The 17,479-nt window shown below is 72.5% G+C and carries 16 protein-coding genes; 8 read left to right on the top strand and 8 right to left on the bottom strand.

What is annotated here, in order from left to right:
- Positions 1-91 precede the first annotated feature (91 nt).
- A complete protein-coding gene (locus tag ASF17_RS02280) occupies positions 92-967 on the top strand; it encodes an SMP-30/gluconolactonase/LRE family protein (protein ID WP_055794790.1) in 876 nt (291 codons plus the stop codon).
- 110 nt (positions 968-1,077) lie between these two features.
- On the opposite strand, the gene ASF17_RS02285 is transcribed toward ASF17_RS02280, so the two are convergent.
- Together ASF17_RS02285 and ASF17_RS02290 are read right to left on the bottom strand one after the other, a co-directional pair.
- Positions 1,078-2,256: an NAD(P)/FAD-dependent oxidoreductase gene (locus tag ASF17_RS02285; RefSeq protein ID WP_055795571.1), complete on the bottom strand. Its 1,179-nt coding sequence runs from the start codon at positions 2,254-2,256 to the stop codon at positions 1,078-1,080.
- 89 nt (positions 2,257-2,345) lie between these two features.
- On the bottom strand, positions 2,346-2,885 hold the full coding sequence (locus ASF17_RS02290) for a Dps family protein (RefSeq protein WP_055794792.1): 540 nt from the start codon (positions 2,883-2,885) through the stop codon (positions 2,346-2,348).
- 236 nt (positions 2,886-3,121) lie between these two features.
- Here ASF17_RS02290 and ASF17_RS02295 point away from each other — a divergent pair, with 236 nt between their 5' ends.
- Both ASF17_RS02295 and ASF17_RS02300 read left to right on the top strand, forming a co-directional pair.
- Positions 3,122-3,463, top strand: a complete 342-nt coding sequence (locus tag ASF17_RS02295; RefSeq protein ID WP_055794794.1) for a hypothetical protein — start codon at positions 3,122-3,124, stop codon at positions 3,461-3,463.
- A gap of 4 nt (positions 3,464-3,467) precedes the next feature.
- Complete coding sequence (locus ASF17_RS02300; protein ID WP_156357259.1) at positions 3,468-4,181, top strand: esterase/lipase family protein; 714 nt, start codon at positions 3,468-3,470, stop codon at positions 4,179-4,181.
- A gap of 6 nt (positions 4,182-4,187) precedes the next feature.
- Here the strand turns inward: ASF17_RS02300 and ASF17_RS02305 are convergent, their stop codons facing one another.
- Entirely contained in the window at positions 4,188-5,282 is a 1,095-nt protein-coding gene (locus ASF17_RS02305; protein ID WP_055794798.1) for an FUSC family protein, read from the bottom strand.
- Between the two features lie 113 nt (positions 5,283-5,395).
- Between ASF17_RS02305 and ASF17_RS02310 the strand changes: the two genes are divergently transcribed.
- The 3 genes from ASF17_RS02310 (at position 5,396) to ASF17_RS02320 (ending at position 9,616) form a co-directional block, all read left to right on the top strand.
- Positions 5,396-6,622: a phosphotransferase enzyme family protein gene (locus tag ASF17_RS02310; protein ID WP_162236407.1), complete on the top strand. Its 1,227-nt coding sequence runs from the start codon at positions 5,396-5,398 to the stop codon at positions 6,620-6,622.
- A 330-nt stretch (positions 6,623-6,952) separates the two neighbouring features.
- Complete coding sequence (locus ASF17_RS02315; RefSeq protein ID WP_055794802.1) at positions 6,953-9,085, top strand: DEAD/DEAH box helicase; 2,133 nt, start codon at positions 6,953-6,955, stop codon at positions 9,083-9,085.
- A gap of 135 nt (positions 9,086-9,220) precedes the next feature.
- Positions 9,221-9,616 (top strand): VOC family protein, encoded by a 396-nt coding sequence (locus ASF17_RS02320; protein ID WP_055794804.1) that lies wholly within the window; start codon positions 9,221-9,223, stop codon positions 9,614-9,616.
- Positions 9,617-9,702: 86 nt separating this feature from the next.
- Here the strand turns inward: ASF17_RS02320 and ASF17_RS02325 are convergent, their stop codons facing one another.
- Entirely contained in the window at positions 9,703-9,975 is a 273-nt protein-coding gene (locus ASF17_RS02325) for a mycoredoxin (protein ID WP_055794805.1), read from the bottom strand.
- Between the two features lie 83 nt (positions 9,976-10,058).
- On the opposite strand from ASF17_RS02325, the gene ASF17_RS02330 reads away from it, so the two are divergent.
- Complete coding sequence (locus ASF17_RS02330; protein WP_055794807.1) at positions 10,059-11,816, top strand: pyruvate dehydrogenase; 1,758 nt, start codon at positions 10,059-10,061, stop codon at positions 11,814-11,816.
- A gap of 124 nt (positions 11,817-11,940) precedes the next feature.
- Here ASF17_RS02330 and ASF17_RS02335 read toward each other — a convergent pair whose 3' ends face one another.
- Entirely contained in the window at positions 11,941-13,296 is a 1,356-nt protein-coding gene (locus ASF17_RS02335; RefSeq protein WP_055794809.1) for a maltokinase N-terminal cap-like domain-containing protein, read from the bottom strand.
- Between the two features lie 85 nt (positions 13,297-13,381).
- Here ASF17_RS02335 and ASF17_RS02340 point away from each other — a divergent pair, with 85 nt between their 5' ends.
- Entirely contained in the window at positions 13,382-14,020 is a 639-nt protein-coding gene (locus ASF17_RS02340) for a CYTH domain-containing protein (protein ID WP_055794810.1), read from the top strand.
- A gap of 106 nt (positions 14,021-14,126) precedes the next feature.
- Here ASF17_RS02340 and ASF17_RS02345 read toward each other — a convergent pair whose 3' ends face one another.
- From ASF17_RS02345 to ASF17_RS02355, 3 genes are read right to left on the bottom strand one after another with little or no spacing between them, the layout of a single operon-like run.
- A complete protein-coding gene (locus ASF17_RS02345) occupies positions 14,127-16,235 on the bottom strand; it encodes a S9 family peptidase (protein ID WP_055794812.1) in 2,109 nt (702 codons plus the stop codon).
- A 9-nt stretch (positions 16,236-16,244) separates the two neighbouring features.
- Complete coding sequence (locus tag ASF17_RS02350; protein WP_055794814.1) at positions 16,245-17,042, bottom strand: hypothetical protein; 798 nt, start codon at positions 17,040-17,042, stop codon at positions 16,245-16,247.
- A gap of 36 nt (positions 17,043-17,078) precedes the next feature.
- Positions 17,079-17,429 (bottom strand): hypothetical protein, encoded by a 351-nt coding sequence (locus tag ASF17_RS02355; protein ID WP_055794816.1) that lies wholly within the window; start codon positions 17,427-17,429, stop codon positions 17,079-17,081.
- Between the last annotated feature and the right edge of the window lie 50 nt (positions 17,430-17,479).

Genomic DNA, 17,479 nt, shown 5'->3' on the forward strand with positions numbered 1-17,479 from the left:
CCTCGCAGGGTTCTGTGATGATGCTGCGAGGCCGTACCCCTGTGGAGGGGCGACCGTGCGGCGCACCGCACCCGACTGGTAGACCGGACCGATGCCGCTGCCCACCGGAACACTGACCGAGCCCCGCCTCCTCCTCGACGCGAAGGCGGTGCTCGTCGAGAGCCCCGTCTGGGACGTCGACGCCCAGGAGTGGATCTGGTGCGACATCACGCCGGGCGTGCTGCACCGGACGAGCGTCGACGGTCGGAACGACCGCGCCGCGCAGCTGCCCGCGCCGCTCGCGAGCTTCCAGCGTCGTCGCGGGGGAGGCCTCATCATGGCCCTCGGCGACCGGATCGTCTCGACCGACGACGAGGGGGGCGGGCTCCGCGAGATCGCGCACCTGCCCCACCGACACGACGGCATCCGCTTCAACGAGGGCAAATGCGACCCGTTCGGCGCCTTCGTCGTCGGAGCGATGGACGTCACCGACGAGGCCCCCGACGGCCTGATGTACCGGGTCGGCCCCGACGAGGTCGTGACGCGCCTCCGGGGCGGGTTCACGACCTTCAACGGGCTCGAATGGAACGATGACGGCCGCACCATGTGGTTCACGGACACCGGGGTGAAGACGATCTTCCAGGCTCAGTGGGGCCCCGAGGGCGACCTGGCCGAGGTCGTGCCGTTCACCAGCGGCGGCATGCACGACGGTCTCGTGCGCGACGAGCGGGGCGAGTTCTGGGGGGCGATCTACGGCGAGGGCGTCGTGGTCCACCTCGACCAGGACGGCGATCTCATCGACCGCATCGAGTTCCCGGCGCCGCAGCTGACCGGCATCGCGATCGGCGGCCCCGACATGTCGACGCTGCTCGTCGGTTCGGCGCGCGAGAACATGAGCGACGACGAGCTGGCCCGTGCTCCGCTGAGCGGCGGCCTCTTCACCGTCGAGCTGGACCGCCGGGGTCGCGAGAGCTCCCTGTTCGGCTGAGCGGACCGTCCGCCCGCCCGAGCGGGGGGCCGGTCCGGCGGAGCGGCCCGCCCGCCCGGCGGGCCGGCGGCCCGCGTCGACCGGGCCGTCCGCCTCCGGAGCGGGGTCCGTCAGATGCGGCCCGCGAGCTCGATGTCGCCGGGCGTGCAGTCGCGGACGACCTCGCGGGCCGCGTCGCGGGCGCCCTCGACATTCCAGAGCAGCACGCCCTCGACACCCTCGTCGCCGAGGTAGTAGGCCACGGCGCGCCCCTCGCCCTTGTCGTCGAGCACCGTCTCGAGCGACGTGTCGAGCGTGCCGACCGCCTCGTACAAGATGTCGAAGACCTTGGAGTAGTAGTAGGGCGTGTGGTCGTAGACCTCGTCGGAGCCCGCCATGATCCGGCCGACCGTGGCGCCCTGCGACTTCGCGTTGTCGACGTGCTCGACCCGTCGACGCCCGAGGATGGCGTCGGGGTAGCTCGCGACGTCGCCCGCGGCGAACACGAGCGGGTCGGAGGTGCGGAGCGTCTCGTCGACGACGATCCCGTCGTCGACGTCGAGACCCGCGTCGGAGGCGAGTCCGTCGTCGGGCGAGATGCCCAGCCCGACCACCACGGCGTCCGCGTCGAGGGCCGACCCGTCGTCGAGCACGAGATGCAGGCCCGAGTCGTCGGCCGTGCCGCTCTCGACGCGGCGTCCCCGGGCCAGCTCGACCCGCGCCTCCTCGAAGGTCCTGTCGAGCACGGAGGCGATCGGCGCCGGCAGCAGGGAGGCGCCGAGCACGTCGTCGGGGAACACCAGGGTCACGCGGGTGTCGTTCTGGGCGAGCGCGGCCGCGATCTCGGTCCCGATGTAGCTGCCGCCCACGACGGCGACGTGCCGCCCGGACCCGGCCAACTCGCGCAGCCGCCGGTAGTCGGCCGCCGTGCGGAAGTACAGCACGCGGTCGTCGTCGGGCAGGTCGAGGGCCGTGGGGCTGCCGCCCGTGGCGAGGAGCAGCCGCCCGTAGCCGACGGTGACGCCGTCGCTCGTGGTGACCGTCCGCGCGTCGCGGTCGATGGACTCGACGAGGGTGCGCAGCCTCAGGTCGGCGCCCGACTCCGCGACCGTGCCGAGGTCGTTGTCGCTCTCGGTGTAGTCGGGGTCGATCCAGAGCTTCTTCGACAGGGCCGGACGGGTGTAGGGGGCGTCGACGTCGGCGCTGATGATCAGGATCGTCGCGTCGGGGGTCGTCTCGTGGATCGCCTTGGCGGCGGCGTCGCCGGTCATGCCCCCGCCGACGATGACGTGGTCGTAGCTCGTGCTCATGATGCTGTCGGTCCTCTCGACGACGGACGGCACCGCCCCGGAGGCGCGGGTCGCGCGCTCCGGGACGGTGCCGTCATGGGGTGGTGGAGCTAGTTGGCGACGGCGCCGACGCGATCGAGGCCCTCGGCCGCGGCCGACTCGTCGCGCTCGCGGGTGTCGGCCGAACCGGCGTCCTTCGCGGGGTGGCGGTTCTCGGCGCCCGTCATCCAGGCGAGCTGCTCGAGGCGCTCGAGGATCCCGTGCAGCACGTCGGCCGTCGTCGGGTCCTCGTCGTCGACCTCGTCGTGCACGGCGCGCATCGTCTCGGTGACGGCGTACATGCGGTCGACGATCAGGTCGACCACGGCCGTCGTCTCGACCGGCCCTTCGGGGAACTGCACGAGGCTGGTGTTCGCCGTGACGACCGACGAGCGGCCGTCGGGGATGAGGTACACGGCGCGCATGCGCTCGGCCACCTCGTCGGAGAACTCGCGGGCGGCGTCGACGATCTCGTCGAGCTGCAGGTGCAGGTCGCGGAAGTTCGAGCCGAGGAGGTTCCAGTGGGCCTGCTTGCCCTGGAGGTGCAGCTCGATGAGGTCGACGAGGACCTTCTGCATGTTGGTGCGGAGTGTGTCGGATCCCTGGAACATGATGTCTCCCGTTCGTCGTGGGTTCGTTGCCGAGTCTGTGCACCGGTGCGGTGCGATCTGGACGGTAGACCCTCCGCCGTGAGTGCTCTCAGCATTCGGGGGACGGCCGGGGAGGGAACCGGTTCCCTCCCGCTCGCCCGGGTGATATCTTCTGGGTGTCGACCGAGTTGATACCCGTCGGCATCGGTCGGCGGCGCCACCCCGATGGCGGGGTGGGCAGGTCCTGAGGGGGGCGCATGATCACGAGGACGACGGCGACGTCGGCCGAGGCGACGGAGATCGTCCGGCTCCGACGCGAGATCGAGAGCGCCTGGGGCGCGTTCGACGACATCGAGCAGATGGAGTGGAGCCACCGGGTCCTCGTCGTCCGGAGCATCGTGGGCTCGCTGCCCGACGCCGCCAGCGCCGCCTCCCGCGCGGGCCATGGCGAGTTCGCCCGTCAGCTGCTGCACGACGCTGCGGAGTTCCCGCCGCCGTGGGCGAGCATCTGCAGCAAGTGGGACGCCGCCCTGGCGATGTCCCTCGAGGCCGTCGAGGCCGCGGCCTGGTCCGAGAGCGAGCCCCTCGGCCTAGCCTGAGGTCATGACGAACGCCCCCTCCCGCGATCGACCCGGGCGGCGGCGGGTCGGCATGGCGCGCTTCGTCCGGTGCCTGGTGCTCGACTACGTCTTCGTCTGGCGGGTCCACCTCGATCCGCCCTCGCGACGATCGGTTCCCCGGGTCTACCGCGAGGGCGCCCGGGCGCCCGTGCTCCTGCTGCCGGGCGTGTACGAGACGTGGCGGTTCCTCCGGCCCCTGGCCGATCGTCTCAGCGCCCTCGGCCACCCCGTCGTCGTGGTGCCGGGTCTCCGCCACAACCGTCGACCGATCAAGGCGACCGCCGAGCTGGCCCAGGCCGTGCTCGACGCGCACGACCTCCGCGACGTGATCGTGCTCGGGCACAGCAAGGGCGGCCTGATCGGGAAGACGATGATGGTGTCGACCGACGTCGAGGGCCGCATCGCGCGCATGGTGACGGTCAACAGCCCGTTCTCCGGCACCCGATGGTCGCGGGTGCTGCCGAACCCGGCGCTCCGGGCGTTCTCGCCGCGAGATGCGGATCTGCTCCTGCTGGCCGAGCAGCTCGAGGCCAACTCCCGGGTCACGTCGATGGCGTCGCGCTTCGACGCCCACGTCACCGAGGGCAGCGTGCTGCCGGGGGCCGTCAACCGCACCTTCCCCGTCGACGGGCACTTCCGTCCCCTCGGCCATCCGCGCTGCATGGCGATGATCATCGCCGAGGTCGAACGGGGCTGAAGGCCGTCAGCCGATGATCTCCTCGCGCACCCGGCGGAGATCCTCCAGCAGCGACCCCACGAGCACCCAGTTGTCGGGATCGGGCAGCATGACCTGCACGGGCGCCGTGAGCGCGGGGGAGTCCTCGGGCGACGACGCCCAGGAGGCGGGCCGGCCCCCGGTGCCGGGCCGCGCCTCCTCGGTGGTCCTGGCGAGCAGTCTCACGTCGTGAGCCGCGCGACGGAGGTCTTCGGCGATGCTCTGCACGACCGGGTCGTCGGCCAGGGCGGGGTCGTAGTTGTCGTGCACGGAGCGGACCATGCCCACCACGCGGTTGACGAGCACCGTCAGCCGGTCGAGCAGATCCCCGTCGGCCTCGAGCACCGACCGGTTGCGACTCGCGCGCGGATTGAGCTGGAGGCTCTCGACGCCGGCGGTCACGGCCGAGGAGGCGCGGGCCTGGGTAGCGCGCAGGGCCCTCGCGTTCTCGAGACCCGCCGCGAGACGGTCCGCGTCGACCGGCTCGGCGAGCACGGCGGCGGTCTCGTCGAGCACGGCGGCGATGTCGCGGGCGAGCCGCCCGACGGCCAGATGGGCGGGCGCGAGCAGCACGGGCGGGACGATCAGGGCGTTGACCGCCAGTGCGATCGCCGCCCCGATGATCGTCTCGAGCACCCGGTCGAGGGCGTAGTCGGGGGTCTGGGCGCCGATGGCGAGCACCAGCATGGCCGAGATGGGCACCTGGTTCGCCGAGCTCGGCGTCAGCCGGAACGCCCAGGCCACCAGCAGGCTGACGACGACGATGACGAGCACGATCCACGTCGAGTCGCCGAACAGCACGCCGGCGGCGTAGGCGATGAGCACGCCGGCCATGACGCCGACGCTCCGTTCGAGCCCGCGGACGAACGACTGGTTGACGCTCGGCAGCACCACGAGCAGCGCCGCGATCGCGGCGAAGATCGGCAGCGGCTGCTGCAGCAGCGCGATCGAGGCGAACCAGGCGGCGATCACCGCCACCGAGGTCTTGACGACCTGCAGCAGCGGCGTCCGCTTCGACTGCCGGATGCGCGAGACGACGGCTCCGCCCGGCAGACGCGGGGGACGCGGAGGGAGGGGTCTCACGCGCGACGGTCTCACCCGCTCAGACTAACGACCGGCCCGGACCGACGATCACGATTCGGTCTCCCCGCCGCCGTGCGCACGGCGGCTCGCGCGCCGGCTGGTTCACTGGTGGGGTGTGGCCTGATTCGGCGGAGATCCTCCCTGCAGCGTTCGCGAACTCCGGCGTGACCGTCGTGTCGTTCCGACCGCACTCCGTCGAGCCCTCGGGTGCCGGATTCCTCTACGGCTACGAGGTCGACACGGTCGACGCGCACGGCACCACCGCCACCGTCCTGACCTTCATCGACACGGACGCCCGCGCGGTCGACGGGTCGTCGGTCCTCACGACCGACCCCGCCACCGGTCGGCCCCTCGCGGTCTGGGCCTACCCGGCCGACCCCCTCCTGCCGGCGCTCGCCGGGGTGACGTTCCCCGACCGCGTCGTCGAGTCGCTCGCCGCGCTCGGCATCGTCGTGACCTCGCCGACCCTCACCGTGGCGGCGTACCGGCCGGGCAAGCGCGCGGTGATCCGTCTGGATTCGGCGGAGGCGACGCTGTTCCTCAAGGTGATCCGACCCGACCGGGTGGCGCCCATCGTCGAGCTCCACGCCGCGTTCCGCGGCCGGGGCGTCCCGGTCCCGGCCGTGCTGGCGTCGCGCGCCGACGGGCTGCTCGTGCTCGAACGGGTGGCCGGCGAGCCGGCGGGGCGGCACGTGCTCGCCCTCGCCGACGACCCGCGGTTCATCGATCAGCTCGTCGAGATCGGCCGGCGGACGGCCACGGTGCCCGTCGTCTCGCAGGCCCAGTCCGACGCCCTCGATCACGGCGACTGGCACCGGGCGACGCTGCTCGGGCAGCTGCCGTCGAACGCGGCCGAGATCGACGCCCTCTACGCCGAGATCGAGCGCCGTCGGGCGAGCTGGGTCGGCGACCCCCTCGCGGTCATCCACGGCGACCTGCATCTCGAGCAGCTCTTCGTCGACCCGGCGGAGCCCTGGCGGGTCACCGGCGTGCTCGACATCGACACGGCGGGCGTCGGGCATCCGGCCCGCGACGCCGCGGCGCTGATCGCCCACCTCGTCGTGACCGGCCAGTGGCACCGCGGCAACGGCGACGAGGCCCAGGCCCGTGCCTGCGAGCGCCTCGCCGACGAGGTCACCGGCGTCTGGAGCGAGCGCGCGCCCGAGTGGGCCGAGCGTCTCGCGCCGGCCGTCGCGTCGCAGCTGCTCGCCCACGCGGGCGGGCAGGCGACGCTCGGCACCGAGACCGGGCGCCGGAAGGCCGTCCAGCTGATCGGCGCCGCGACGGGCGCCCTGCGGTCGTCGGCTGCCGACCCCGTCGACCGCCCCGAGTCGGTCTGACCCGCTGCGGCCCTGGTGGGCCGGCATCCGCGACACACGAGGAGGCGCGGGTGGCGTCGGTCCCTCCCGTGCGCGTAAACTGACCCCAGCATCAACGCCCGCGTCGTCGACCGACCCGGCCCGCCACGAGACACCGCTCTCGTCCGGTCCGCTCGTGCCCGTCGGTCCCGCCGGGGCGGGGTGGCCCGTCTCTCCGCGGACACCACAGCTGCACCCCGTCCAGCCCCACCCGCGGGCACGGCCGCGCGCATCGGGCGCGACCGGCTCGCACCGTCGCCGTCACGGCGGCGCATGCACCGTCGACGTCCACGTCGACCACGAGGAGGAGCCTTGGCTCGACCAGGCCAACGTCAATCGGGCGGCACCCGTACCGCCGCACGCTCGCACCGTCGACGCGAGGTCGACAACGACGGGCTGATCCCCGTGCTGGCCCGCGCCGTGCGCGAGGTCGAGGCGGCGGCTCAGCGGGGGCAGGTGAAGCCCTCGTCCCGCACCAAGTTCCAGGTCATCGCCCTGCTGATGCGCGAGGAGCGCGCCCGCGTCAAGGTCGACAAGACCATCTCGGACTCCGAGCGGGCCGAGCAGATGAAGCGCCTCGACGGCGTGGCGCAGATCCTCGCGAAGACGGCCGCCCGCGACACGTCGCTCATCGCGCTGCTCGCGGAGGACGCCGTCGTGTCCGAGACCGCCAAGGCGCTCAAGCGCGACCTGCAGATGTCGGCCGGTCTCGAGCTCGCGCCCGAGGAGCTCGTCATCGTCACCGAGAAGGCCCCGGCCCCGGTGGCCTCCGAGCGTCAGGTCGTCCCGCAGTCGGTCGTGTCGCGGCAGCTCGCGAACCCGTTCCTGCCGCCGGACTTCTCGCTCGCCGAGGTCGCCCGCGAGGTGCACCCCGTGCGCCTGGCGAACTGGGAGCTCTTCGGCCCCCTCTTCAAGTCGTTCGAGTACGGCGCCGGCGGCGGGCCCGCCTGCATGCCGCTGCCCGAGCCGACCACCGTCGACGCGCCGGCCGGCGCGACGCTCATGCACCACCAGGCGCAGCTCGTCGAGTCGGCCCGGCAGGGTCACCGCACGTACCTGCTCGCCGACGAGCCGGGTCTCGGCAAGACGGCCCAGTCCCTCCTGGCGGCCCAGGCCGCCGACGCCTACCCGCTGCTCGTCGTCGTGCCGAACGTCGTCAAGACCAACTGGGCCCGCGAGGTCCAGCTCTGGACCCCGACCCGCAGCGCGACCGTCATCCACGGCGACGGCGAGAACCTCGACGCCTTCGCCGACGTCGTGATCGTCAACTACGAGGTGCTCGACCGGCACGTCGGCTGGCTCGGCGAGCTCGGGTTCAAGGGCATGATCGTCGACGAGGCGCACTTCATCAAGAACAAGGAGTCGCAGCGTTCACGGCATGTCATGCAGCTGTCGCAGCGCATCCGTCAGCGGACCGCGCACCCGCTGCTCATGGCTCTGACCGGCACCCCGCTGATCAACGACATCGAGGACTTCCGGGCCATCTGGGAGTTCCTCGGCTGGATCGGCGAGAAGAAGCCGAACGCCGAGCTGCTCGAGCAGCTCGAGGACGCGGGGCTGACCCCGGCCGACCCCGGCTTCTTCTCGTCGGCCCGCGAGATCGTCATCGACATGGGCATCGTCCGGCGCCGGAAGGTCGACGTCGCCGCCGACATCCCCGCCCGGCGCGTGGCGGACCTGCCGGTCGAGCTCGACGACGAGGTGGGTCGCTCGATCCGCGAGGCCGAGCGCGAACTGGCCCGCCGTCTCGTCGAGCGCTACCGGTCCGCTCTGGCGACCCGCACCTCCGGCGTCCGCGTCGACGGGGTCGACCACGATCTGGTGCGCCAGGTCGCCAAGTGGGAGCTGGAGGACAGCCGCTCGGCGTCGTCCGGCGAGAACGTGTTCAGCATGGTCCGTCGCATCGGCCAGGCGAAGGCCGGCCTCGCGGCCGACTACACCGCTCAGCTGGCCCGCAACGTCGGCAAGGTCGTGTTCTTCGCGAAGCACATCGACGTGATGGACACCGCCGAGGCGACCTTCGCCAAGCGCGGCCTCAAGTACGCGTCGATCCGCGGTGATCAGACGCCCGCCGTGCGCCAGCGTCAGATCGACGCGTTCGTGAACGACCCCGAGGTCGCCGTCGTGGTCTGCTCGCTGACGGCCGCCGGCGTCGGCCTCAACCTGCAGGTCGCATCGAACGTCGTGCTCGCCGAGCTCTCGTGGACGGACGCCGAGCAGACGCAGGCCATCGACCGCGTGCACCGCATCGGACAGGAGGAGCCGGTCACCGCGTGGCGCGTCATCGCCGCCCAGACCATCGACACGAAGATCGCCGAGCTGATCGACAGCAAGGCCGGGCTCGCGGCCCGTGCCCTCGACGGCGACGACAGCGAGATCGCGGCATCGACGGACGTGCAGCTCGATGCGCTCGTCGCCCTGCTCACCGAGGCCCTCGGGGGCTGACCGCTCGCCGGCCGACCCGTCGACGGGTCGGCCGGCCCTCCGACGCCCTGGCCGCAGAGCGCGGGGGAGGGGCGCCTCCCAGCGAGGGCGAGTTCTGTGGTGGTCGATCCGTCATCCGACCCCGAGGAGCACCCCATGCCCGAGATCCAGGGCTACGCCCACGTCGCCATCACCGTGTCCGACCTCGACGCGAGCCTCGCGTTCTACGAGCGGCTGCTCGGCACGGCGCCGGTCGGCCGCATCCAGCTCGAGGGTCTCGACCGTCGCCTGTTCCCCGTCGGCGGTGGGCAGATCCTCGGTGTGACGGCCTACACGCACGGCTCGGCCGACGTGTCCGATCCGACGAAGCCCGGTCTCGACCACATCGGGTTCGCCGTCGCCGACCGCGAAGGCGTCGTGGCGTGGCAGACCCAGGCGACCGAGGCGGGCATCGACTCCGATCTGCAGGACGCCGACTTCGGTCACGCCCTGATGGTCAAGGACCCGGACGGCAACCAGATCGAGTTCTTCGCACCCGCCGCCGAGGCCTGAGACCAGGCCCGGGCCCCGGCCCGGACGCACGGAACGGCCGCCCCGCATCCCTGCAGGGCGGCCGTCGAGGCGTCCGGGCCGTCGGGCTAGAGGCCGAGCTTGGCCTGCACGTCGGCGAGCGACGGGTTGGTCGCGGTCGAGCCGTCGGGGTAGATGATCGTCGGCACGGTCTGGTTGCCGTCGTTGACGCTCTGGACGATCTCGGCGGTGCCGGGCACCTCCTCGATGTTCACCTCGGTGTAGGCGATCCCCTGCTTGCCGAGCTGCTGCTTCAGGCGTGCGCAGTACCCGCACCACGACGTGCTGAACATCGTGATGGAGCCGGCGGCGGGGACATAGGCGGTGGCGGTGTCACTCATGACCCCAGGCTAGGCCCGGTCGGCGGTGAGCGAGGGGGGAGTTGGCTGGGAGGCGCACCCGGCACCCGAACGAGAGGATCACCATGGCCGACACGGTCGCCGATCAGATCATCGCCCAGCTCGTCGCGGCGGGGGTCCGTCGCATCTACGGCATCGTGGGCGACAGCCTCAACCCGATCGTCGACGCCGTGCGGCGGACGGGAGGGTCGTCGGCGGGCGGCATCGACTGGATCCACGTGCGCAACGAGGAGGCCGCCGCGTTCATGGCCTCGGGCGACGCCCAGATGAGCGGTGAGCTCGCCGTCTGCGCGGGGTCGTGCGGCCCGGGCAACCTGCACCTGATCAACGGTCTCTACGACGCGCACCGCAGCCGCGCGAAGGTCCTCGCCATCGCCAGTCACATCCCGAGCGAGATGATCGGGTCGGGGTACTTCCAGGAGACCCACCCCGACCGCCTCTTCGTCGAGTGCTCGGGCTACAGCGAGATGATCTCCACCGCGGCGCAGTCCCCGTCGGTCGTCGCCTCGGCCATCCGTCACACGCTCGCGGGCGAGGGGGTGAGCGTCATCACGCTCCCCGGCGACATCGCCGAGCTCGACGCCGCCGGGCGCGTGCCGACCCCGGTGACCGTCGGGGCGGCGGAGCTCGTCCCCGCCGCCGCCGACGTCGAGGCCCTGGCCGCCGCCATCGACGCCGCCGGCACCGTCGCGCTCTTCGTCGGCGAGGGCGGCCGCGGGTCGCACGACGAGATCATCGCGCTGGCCGATCTCATCGGCGCTCCCATCGGGCACAGTCTCCGCGGCAAGGACGTCATCCAGTACGACAACCCGTTCGACGTCGGCATGACCGGGCTGCTGGGCTACGGGGCCGCGCACGCGGGAATCCACGACGCCGATCTGCTCGTGCTGCTCGGCACGGACTTCCCGTATCCGCAGTTCCTGCCCGACGGCGAGAAGGTGACGATCGCGCAGGTGGATGTGAACGCCGCGGTGATCGGTCGCCGCGCCGACGTGCACGTGCCCGTCCACGGATCGGTCGCAGCGACGCTGCGGGCCCTGACGCCGCTCGTGCGACGGAAGCGCAGCCGGAGGTTCCTCGATCGCACCCTGAAGAAGCACCGGAAGCTCATGACGGGTGCCGTGGGCGCCTACACGAAGAACGTCGAGAAGCTGCGGCCCATCCACCCCGAGTACGCGGCCTCGCTGGTCGATGAGATCGCCGCCGACGACGCCGTCTTCACGGCCGACACCGGCATGGGCAACGTCTGGGCCGCGCGCTACGTGACGCCGACGGCCGAGCGGCGGATCTTCGGGTCGTACCTGCACGGGTCTATGGCGAACGCGCTGCCGCACGCCCTCGGCGCGCAGCTGGCGTTCCCGGGGCGGCAGGTCGTGTCGATCTCGGGCGACGGCGGTCTGTCGATGCTCCTGGGCGAGCTCGTCACGGCGAAGATGTACGAGCTGCCGGTCAAGATCGTGGTCTTCAACAACAGCACCCTGGGGCTCGTCAAGCTCGAGATGCTCGTCGACGGGCTGCCCGACTTCGGCGTCGACGTGCCGTACACGGACTACGCCGCCGTTGCGCGGGCCATCGGCATCCACGCCGTCCACGTCGAGGATCCCCGCGACCTGAGGACCGCCCTCGAGGCGGCCTTCGAGCACGACGGCCCGGCCCTCGTCGACATCGCCACCGATCCGAAGGCGCTCTCGCTGCCGCCCATGATCACGGGGGCCCAGGTCAAGGGGTTCTCCCTCGCGATGTCGAAGATCGTCATGAACGGCGGCGCCGGCGAGGCCGTGGCGATGGCGCGCTCGAACCTGCGGAACGTCCCCCGGCCGTAGTCGCCGTCGAGGAGGCGCGGCGGGGGTCGATCGCACCCGCACTGCGCCTCCTCGGCTCGGCTTCGGCGCCGCCCAGGAGGCGCCGCCCAGGAGGCGCGTCCGAGGCCGCGATGCCCCGCCCGCGTCAGCCGGCGGCGGGGGTGCTCCGTGCCGCGAGCCGTGCGACGGCCGCGAGCGGGATGCCGATCCAGTCGGGTCGGTTGCGGCTCTCGTAGATGGCCTCGTAGACGGCCTTGTCGATCTCGAACGCGTCGAGCAGGGCGCGCTCGGCACGGACGTCGACGCCGGACGACGCGATGTACCCGTCGACGAACGCCCGGCGGGCGTCGTGCGCCCAGCCGCTCGCGTCGATCGGGGTCGATTCGTGGGCCAGGGAGCCGGCCACGTAGTCGAACGACCGCAGCATGCCCGCGATGTCGCGGAGGGGCAGGTCGGGGCGCGAGCGCTCGGGCATCGGCCGGAGGGGCTCGCCCTCGAAGTCGATGAGCATCCAGCCGCGCTCCGGCGAGAGCAGCGCCTGACCGAGGTGCAGGTCGCCGTGGATCCGCTGCAGCTCGGGCCAGGCGAGGTGCTCGGCCGCGTCGTAGACGGCGCTGATCGCCGCCTCGTGCTCAGCGATCTCGGGGACCTCTCGGGCGGCGGTCGTGATCCGACGACGCATGCTGACGAGAGCGCCGCCGACCTCGTCCGGCCCGGCCGCGACCGTGCCGAGCTCGGCGGCGAGCGTCGCGTGCATCTCGGCGACGGCGACGCCGAGGTCACGGGCCTCCGCGGTGAAGTCGGTGCCGGCTGCGGCCGCGGCCAGGGCGACGCGCCAGGCGTCGTCGAGCCCGGGCAGGAACTCCTGCGAGAACGCGAGGTGACCGGTCGCCGTGCCCCCGTCGCGCCCCGGGTCGGTCCAGGTCGCGCGCAACGACCCGAACGACGACGGGACATGGGTCGACCCTCCGCGCGTCAGCGAGGCCTGGGTCGTCACGTCGGGGTTGTCGCCGTGGTGCAGCACGCGGAAGACCTTCGCGATGACGTGCTCGACGGGCCCGCCCTCGACGTCGTAGATGATCGACGTGTTGGACTGCTCGCCCGAGAGCACGCGCGAGCGGCGCACCCGACCGGGGTCGACGATGCGGCTCCCCTCGACGACCACGTCGGGCCCCTCGACGCGGGATTCGTCGGTCATGACGCGCAGGAGCTCGGCCGCGTAGGCCGGGTCGTGCGGCCCGTCGTACAGGTAGCGGCCGTCGGCGGACCCGATGAAGGCCCTGTCTCCGCCGGGGAGCGGTGCGTCGCGGGCCACGAGGGGCACCTGGTACAGCACCGGGGTGTCTCCGGCCTCGTCGATGACGAGGAGGGTGAGCGCCAGCGCATCGCCGAGGTCGGACTCGAACGACCCGATGACCCGCAACGCGGGGGTCCGCCCCTTCGTCGCATACCAGCGCTGTCGCGCCATCCAGCCGGCCAGACTCGGTGCCACGTCGCTCATGCGACGACCCTACGCCCGGGCGATGCGGCCCGCCCGGGACGACCTCGTCACCGGACGACGGGGAGGACCGGCTACAACTGGAGTCATGAGCCGCAGCGAGCAGACCGAGATCGAGCGCAAGTACGACGTCGACGGGACGGCGGCCGTGCCCGACCCCGTCGGAGTCGCCGGCGGCGGGCTCGTCGTCGCGCACGTCGAGAGCCCCGTCGTCGTCGAGCTCGCGGCGACCTACTGGGACACCGACGACCACGCGCTCGTCGCCGCGCGGACGACCCTGAGGAGGCGCGAGGGCGGCGGCGACGCGGGTTGGCACCTCAAGCTCCCGCCGGAGGCCGGTTCGACGGGTCGCCGCGAGGTGCACCGGCCCCTCGGCGCGGCCGACGAGCCGGTGCCGGACGAGCTGCTCGGACTCGTCTCCGACGTCGTCGACGATCGGAGCCTCGGGCCGGTGCTGAGGCTCGAGACGACCCGAACGGTGCGCGCGCTCGTCGGGGGCGACGGCTCGTCCCTGGCCGAGATCGTCGACGACGACGTCGTCGCGACCCGGCTCGGGTCGGGCGTCGAGCGCCGGTGGCGCGAGTGGGAGGTCGAGCTCGCGCCGGGGGTCGACGGCCCGTCCGGAGAGGGTCTCCTCGACGCCGTCGAGGAGGTCGTCCGAGCCGCCGGGGCCGTCCCGTCGACATCGCGGTCGAAGCTGGCCAGAGGTCTCGGCGCCGAGGGCTGATGCGTCAGCGGCGTCGCGGCTCGACGACCCGCCCGATGCGCTCGACGCGGCCGACGCGGCCGACGCGGCCGACGCGGCCGACGGTCGATCCGGTCCGCACCGTCGCTCAGGCGCGGCCGAGCACGTCGAGGATCCAGGCGATCTCGAAGGCCCGCTCGCGCCACGACTCGTAGCGTCCGCTGACGCCGCCGTGCCCGGCCGACATCTCGGTCTTCAACAGCACCGGCGCACCGACGTCGCGGAGCCGAGCGACCCACTTCGCGGGCTCCACGTAGAGCACCCGCGTGTCGTTGAGCGAGGTGACGGCGAGGATGCGCGGGTACGAGACCCCGTCGCGCACGTTCTCGTAGGGACTGTAACCGCGCATGTACTCGTAGACCTCGGCATCGTGCAGGGGGTCCCCCCACTCGTCCCACTCGATGACCGTCAGCGGCAGGTCGGGGTCGAGGATGCTCGTCAGGGCGTCGACGAAGGGCACGGCCGCCACGATGCCGGCGAAGCGGTCGGGCGCCAGGTTGGCCACGGCGCCCATCAGGAGTCCGCCGGCGCTCCCGCCCTCGGCGACGAGCAGCTCGGGGCTGGTGCGCCCTTCGGCGATCAGATGATCGGCGACCGCGACGAAGTCCGTGAACGTGTTCTTCTTGGTCAGGGTCTTGCCGTCCTCGTACCAGGCGCGGCCCATCTCGCCGCCGCCCCGCACGTGCGCGACGGCGAACACGACGCCGCGGTCGAGCAGCGAGAGCCGGGCGACGCTGAAGCCGGGGTCGATGCTGTGCTCGTACGATCCGTAGCCGTAGAGGTGCACGGGCGCGGGGCCCGACGCGGGGGCTGCGTCACGACGCCAGACGAGCGAGACGGGGATGCGCGTGCCGTCGGCCGCCGTCGCCCAGTCCCGAGCCTGCTCGTAGTGCTCGGGATCGTATCCGCCGAGCACGTTCTGCCGTTTCAGCAGACGGCGCTCGCCCGTGCGGACGTCGAGGTCGTACACGGTCGACGGCGTCACGAACGACGAGTAGCCGAAGCGGACCGTCGGCTGGGCGAACTCGGGGTTGCCGCCGGCGCCGGCGGCGAAGAGCGGCTCGTCGAACTCGACCTCGGTCACATCGCCGTAACCGTCGGTGCCGAGGGGCACGACGGCGAAGCGGGGGAGCGCGTCGCGGCGGTACTCGACCACGAGGTGTCCGGCGAACGCGTCGACCGATTCGAGACGGACGGAGGTGCGGTGCTCGACGATCACCCGTCGGTCCGTCCTCGAGGTGGGGTCGTCGGCCGGCACGTCGACCAGCTCGAAGTTCTCGGCGCCGTCGTTGTGCACCACGAGCAGTCGGTCGCTGCCCGCGACGATCGCGTGCTCGACCTCGTACTCGACGCCCTCGCGGCGGGGCCAGACGACCCGGAACTCGCCGGTGGGGTCGCTCGAGTCGAGCAGCCAGGTCTCGCTGGTGATCTTCGAGCCGATGTCGACGACGAGGTACTGGCGGCTGCGGGTGAGACCCACGCCGATCCAGTAGCGGTCGTCCGTCTCGGTGAACACGACGACGTCGTCACCCGCCTGACCGACCTCGTGACGCCAGATCGTGTCGGGTCGCCAGGACTCGTCGACGGTGGGGTAGAAGACGTAGCGGCCGGTGGCGTCGAAGACGGCCCCGGGAGCGGTGCCGGCGACCTCGTCGGCGAGGTCCTCGCCGGTGGCGAGGTCTCGCACACGGAGCGTGTACCGCTCGTCGCCCTCGGTGTCGACGGCGTAGGCGAGGAGGCGGCCGTCGGGTGAGACGTCGAAGCTGCCGAGGGAGAAGAAGTCGTGGCCGTCCGCCTCGACGTTGCCGTCGAGCAGGACCTGCTCGCCCTCGGCGGCCCGCGCGGCGTCGATCGTGGGAGGGGTCCAGTCGTCGGAGCCCGAGATCGGGGCACGGCAGTGGATGCCGTACTGGGCGCCCTCGGCGGTGCGCGAGTAGTACCACCAGTCGCCTTCGCGGACGGGCACCCCGAGATCGGTCTCCTGCACGCGACTCTTGATCTCGTCGAAGACGGTCTGACGCAGATCGGCGAGGTGCTCGGTCTCCGCGGCCGTGTGGGCGTTCTCGGCCTCGAGATGCGCCACGACCTCGGGGTCCTCCTTCGCTCGGAGCCACTCGAAGTCGTCGACGAAGTCGTGACCGTGGTGGCTGCGGGTGACGGGTTTCTTCGGAGCGCGTGGTGCGGGGACGGAGGCCATCCCGTCAGCCTACTGAGACGACCTCCGGTCGTCGGTGACACCCCGTTCGCGCGGCGGGACGGCGGGGTACTCGTCGGATGCCGCGTGCGCGTCGGCGGGGTCGGGGGCCTCCGCCTCGCGGCGTTCGTCGGCGGCCTGCTCGGGCGTGCCGGCCTTCTCGGGGCCGGCGCCGGCGCGGACGCCGGGCAGCGTGACCAGGCCGTCCATGTCGTCGTCGGGCAGGCGGGTGGCGTCGTCGGGTGTCGTCATGCCCGCGAGGCTACGCGCGGCGGACGCCGCGGGGGCCGCTCCCGTCAGGGCGGCCGGCGGTCGGAGCCCGGCGACGGTCGGGCCGAGGTGCGCCTCGCCGGGCTCGAGGTCGGCGATGGCCCGGCGATCGCTGGCGAGCCGCCGCACCCCCGCGTTCAGGCGGGCGTGCAGCTGCATGAGGTGCAGACGGTAGGCGTCGGGCTCGGTCTCGCTGTCGTCGAGGAATGCGTTGCAGGCAAGCGTCATCTCGTTGAGGACGGGCAGTGCGGGCGACCGCGGCGTCGTCCCCCGCCGCGCCGTCCGGATGACGCCCCGCAGCCCGGACACCGAGCGCCTCGCCGCCCCGTAGTCGGGGTCGCTCGCGGCGGCGTCGGGGCTCGACGTGGGATCGATCCGGTGCAGCACGCGCCGGAAGTGGATCTCGGTCACGAGCTCGTTCAGGGCCGAGGCCTCGGCCCGACGGGACTCGAGACGACGCACGAGCAGATTGGTCGCGAAGGCCGCCCCGGCGCCGAGGAAGGCGCCGAGCGTGACCGTGAACACGTCGCTCCAGAACATGCCGCCAGACTACGGACGACCACCGTCAGCCGAGGGTCAGCGCGACGCCGCGTCGATCCGCCCCATGAGCGACCAGACGGCCCTCGAGAGCTCGGGATGCCAGAGAGCGACGGTCCGGAGGAAGCGCAGCTCGTCCGGCGTGCCGAGGCCGCCGGCCACGGGCACGCCGTCGACGCCCCGGGCCGCGGCCCGGATCGAGATGACGACCTGCTCGTCGACCGTCGGGAGCCCGGGGATGACGTCCCACGGGTCCTCCCCGTTGCGGCACCGCAGCTCGATGAGGGCCGAGAGCTCGTCGTGCGCCTCGGCCCGGAGCACCTCGAGGCTCCGTCCGGCGCCGCGGAAGCCCGGAACGCCTCCCTGAGGCGCGGGGGGTGTCTCGGACATGCCGACGAGCCTACGCGCGAGCGCCTCCACGACGCCCCGGCCGCTACCCT

It is taken from the genome of Frigoribacterium sp. Leaf263 (assembly GCF_001422285.1).
Lineage (GTDB): Bacteria > Actinomycetota > Actinomycetes > Actinomycetales > Microbacteriaceae > Frigoribacterium.